We start from the raw sequence: 3,295 nt of genomic DNA, 5'->3' as shown, positions 1-3,295 counted from the left end.
TCCTCTTCGGATCGCTGCTCTCGATCGGCAGCGACGGGCTGATCCTGGTGGTGGCGACCGCCATCCTGTCGCTCATCGCTTTCGCCATCATCTATCGCACGCTGGTCGTGGAATGTTTCGACCCGCTGTTCCTGCGCGCGGTCGGCGGCCATGGAGCGCTGGCGCATATGGTCTTTCTCATCCTCATCGTGCTCAACCTGGTGGCCGCCATCCAGGCGCTGGGGACGTTGATGGCGGTGGGGCTCATGATCCTGCCTGCGGCCGCTGCGCGCTTCTGGGCGCGGTCGGTCGCCAGCATGATCGCATTGGCCAGTTCGCTCGCCTTGGCAGCCGGGTTGCTCGGTCTCCTCGGCTCATACCATCTCGACCTGCCGCCGGGACCGGCCATCGTGCTGATGGCGGGGTTCTGCTATTTCGTCTCAGTCATCTTCGGGCGAAATGGCGGGCTTCTGCGCCGGCTCTTCCCGGGTGCGCACCTGCAGCATTGAATGCCTCGCCTTAAGGGCTGAGCCGTCATGCGTGCCATGCATTGCCCCGCACTTGTGTCCGATCGTTCCATTCCGCATGATCCGCCCATCATTCCGGGCGAAGAGAGATCAAAGATGCGCGTGCTGGTGATTCAAAACGAACCCACATCCCATGTCTCGCTGCTGGGCGAGCATCTCAAGGCGGCGGGTGCCGAATTGGTGACGACGGAACCGCATCACGGCGTGGATCTGCCTGACAGCACGGACGGATTCGACGGCGCGGTGGTGCTGGGCGGGCCGCAGCATGCCCATAACGATGCCGACTATCCGGCCTTCGGGCCGATTTGCGATCTCCTCGGTGCCTTCCATGACCAAGGGAAGCCGCTGCTCGGCCTGTGCCTTGGCGGCCAGCTGCTGGCGCGCACCTTCGGCGCCCGTGTGCGGGTCAACGATTTTTTCGAGTACGGCTATCTGCCAATCGACATCACGGCGGAGGGCCAGCAGGACAAGCTGCTGGGCGGCCTCAGCCCACGCCAGCACATCCTGCAATGGCATGAGGACACGTTCGGCCTGCCCGACGGTGCCGTGCGCCTGATGACGGGGGCTACCACCGCCAACCAGGCCTTCCGCTATGGCGACACGGCCTATGGCTTCCAATGCCATTTCGAGGTCTCGCTCGATCATGCGACCAGCTGGATCGAGAATTTCAATCACGTCATCATCGGCAAGCTCGGCGAGGTGGAAGGCAGACAAGCCATCGACCGCGCCCGCGCCGAGTTCAAGCGGCACGCCCGCGACGCTAACGAATTCTGCCGCGTGGTCGGCGGGCGTTGGGCGGAACTGGTGAAGGCAAGACGGCAGGCGCGGGCGGCTTGACGCGCCGGCACTCAACTCATGGCTTTCCATAGTTCGTCATCCCCGGGCGAAGACCCGGGGATCCAGTGGTGCGGTTGATGGACTGGATGCCCGGGTCAAGCCCGGGCATGACGAGTTTGGGCAAATGCGATCGGCGTGTTGCCAATGAGAAGCACGGAGGGGGTATCTCACCGCCGCACCACCTCACCGCAATCCCCGGATAGCGCCGCAGGCGCATTCCCGTCATATCTCCGCGCGGTTCATTGAAGGATTTTGCACATGACCGCACCGCGCATGGGCGCCCAGGAATGGGGGCTGCTGATTCTGTTGTCGCTGCTTTGGGGCGGCAGTTTCTTTTTCGCCAAGATCGCGGTGGTCAGTGTGCCGCCGCTTACCGTGGCCCTGTTGCGCGTGGCGCTGGCGGCGGCGGCGCTGCATCTGGTGCGTCTTAGCCTGCGGATCGACGTGCCACGCGATTTCGGTTTCTGGCGCGACGCCTTCATCATGGGGCTGCTCAACAACGCTATTCCCTTCGGCCTCATCTTCTGGGGCCAGCAGGCGATCGGGGCGGGATTGGCGTCGATCCTCAATGCAACGACGCCGCTCTTCACCGTGCTGGTGGCGCATCTTTTCACCAAGGATGAGCGCGCAGGTTTCACGAAAATCGTCGGCGTGCTGTGCGGCATGGCCGGCGTTGCGGTGATGATCGGCAGCGAGGTACTTAGCGGTGCCGGCAGCCATATCGCGGCGGAGCTTGCCGTGCTGGGGGCAGCGCTCTCTTATGGTTTTGCCGGCGTGTTCGGCCGGCGTTTTCGCGACCGGCCGCCTTTGGTGGTGGCAAGCGGCCAGCTCACCGGTTCATCCTGCCTGCTGCTGTTGCCGGTGCTGCTCCTCAATCAGCCCTGGAAACTGGGCTTACCCGGCTTGGAACCGGCACTCGCCATCATCGGGCTGGCCTTGCTCTCGACGGCACTTGCTTACGTGATCTTCTTCCGCATCCTGAAACGCGCCGGTTCCACCAATCTTTCGCTGGTGACGCTGCTGATCCCGGTGAGTGCACTGATGCTGGGCCTGCTGTTCCTTGGGGAGGTGGTGGAACCGCATCACCTCGCCGGCATGGCACTCATCGCTTCAGGCCTGGTCAGCATCGACGGCAGGATTTGGCGCGTCCTGCGACCCGCCTGACTCCGTCGCCGGAATTGCGGCCTTCCTCTCCATGATGGCGACGAAGAAGCCGTCGGTGCCATGGCGCAAGGGGGTGAGCGACAGGGTGGGACCTTCAGCCGGGCAATCGGTGCCGATCACCTCGCGCCAGACATCGGCGACGGGGATGCGGGTGAAATCCGGATGGCTGGCCAGGAAGGTTTCGACCTGGCCGTCATTCTCCTCGCCCAGCAGCGAGCAGGTCGCATAGACGAGCCGCCCGCCCGGCTTCACCAGGCGCTGCGCGGAATCGAGGATGCTGGCCTGGAGCGCTACCAGGCGCGGCAGGTCTTCGCGTTCCAGGCGCCATTTGGCATCCGGGTTGCGGCGCCAGGTGCCGGTGCCGGAACAGGGCGCGTCGACCAGCACGCGGTCGAAGCTGCCGGCATGGCGCTTCACCCAGGGATCGCGCTCGCTTTCCAGGCCCTTGCGTTCGACATTGAAGGCGCCAGCGCGCTTCAGGCGGTCGCCGGCGCGTTCGACGCGGCCTTTGAGCGTATCGCAGGCAACGATCTTGCCTTTGTTCTTCATTGCGGCGGCAATCGCCAGCGTCTTGCCGCCGGCGCCAGCGCAGAAATCCACCACGCGCTGGCCTGGCCTTGCATCGACAAGGAGGGCCGCCAGCTGCGAGCCTTCGTCCTGCACCTCGATGAGCCCGTCCTGGAAGCATTTCAAGGCGCCCATCGGCGGCCTGCCCTCGACGCGGATGCCGAGCGGCGACAGATTGGTGGGTGCAGCCTTGATGTCGGCCGCCGCCAGGGCTTCCAGCG

General features: G+C 64.7%; 4 protein-coding genes. 3 read left to right on the top strand and 1 reads right to left on the bottom strand.

The window, feature by feature from the left end; translation table 11 throughout:
- The 3 genes from ACE3OO_RS20090 to ACE3OO_RS20080 form a co-directional block, all read left to right on the top strand.
- Positions 1 to 488, top strand: a 488-nt coding sequence (locus ACE3OO_RS20090; RefSeq protein WP_374305863.1) for a metal ABC transporter permease, incomplete at its 5' end; no start/stop codon positions are given.
- Positions 489 to 602: 114 nt separating this feature from the next.
- A complete protein-coding gene (locus ACE3OO_RS20085) occupies positions 603 to 1,343 on the top strand; it encodes a type 1 glutamine amidotransferase (protein ID WP_374305861.1) in 741 nt (246 codons plus the stop codon).
- Positions 1,344 to 1,601: 258 nt separating this feature from the next.
- Positions 1,602 to 2,507: a DMT family transporter gene (locus ACE3OO_RS20080; protein WP_374305859.1), complete on the top strand. Its 906-nt coding sequence runs from the start codon at positions 1,602 to 1,604 to the stop codon at positions 2,505 to 2,507.
- On the opposite strand, the gene ACE3OO_RS20075 is transcribed toward ACE3OO_RS20080, so the two are convergent.
- On the bottom strand, positions 2,454 to 3,295 hold an 842-nt coding region (locus tag ACE3OO_RS20075), incomplete at its 5' end, for an RsmB/NOP family class I SAM-dependent RNA methyltransferase (RefSeq protein ID WP_374305857.1). The two genes, ACE3OO_RS20080 and ACE3OO_RS20075, sit on opposite strands and share 54 nt — an antisense overlap.

Origin of the sequence: Ferrovibrio sp., from assembly GCF_041906005.1 — a bacterium.
GTDB lineage: Bacteria > Pseudomonadota > Alphaproteobacteria > Ferrovibrionales > Ferrovibrionaceae > Ferrovibrio.
Note: the sequence above shows the minus strand (reverse complement) of the source record. Positions and strands in the feature narration are given on the sequence as shown.

Bases quoted from the DNA above. Each gene is read 5' to 3' on its own strand.
- ACE3OO_RS20085 (WP_374305861.1), top strand. From the start codon at position 603: ATGCGCGTGCTGGTGATTCAAAACGAACCCACATCCCATGTCTCGCTG.
- ACE3OO_RS20080 (WP_374305859.1), top strand. From the start codon at position 1,602: ATGACCGCACCGCGCATGGGCGCCCAGGAATGGGGGCTGCTGATTCTG.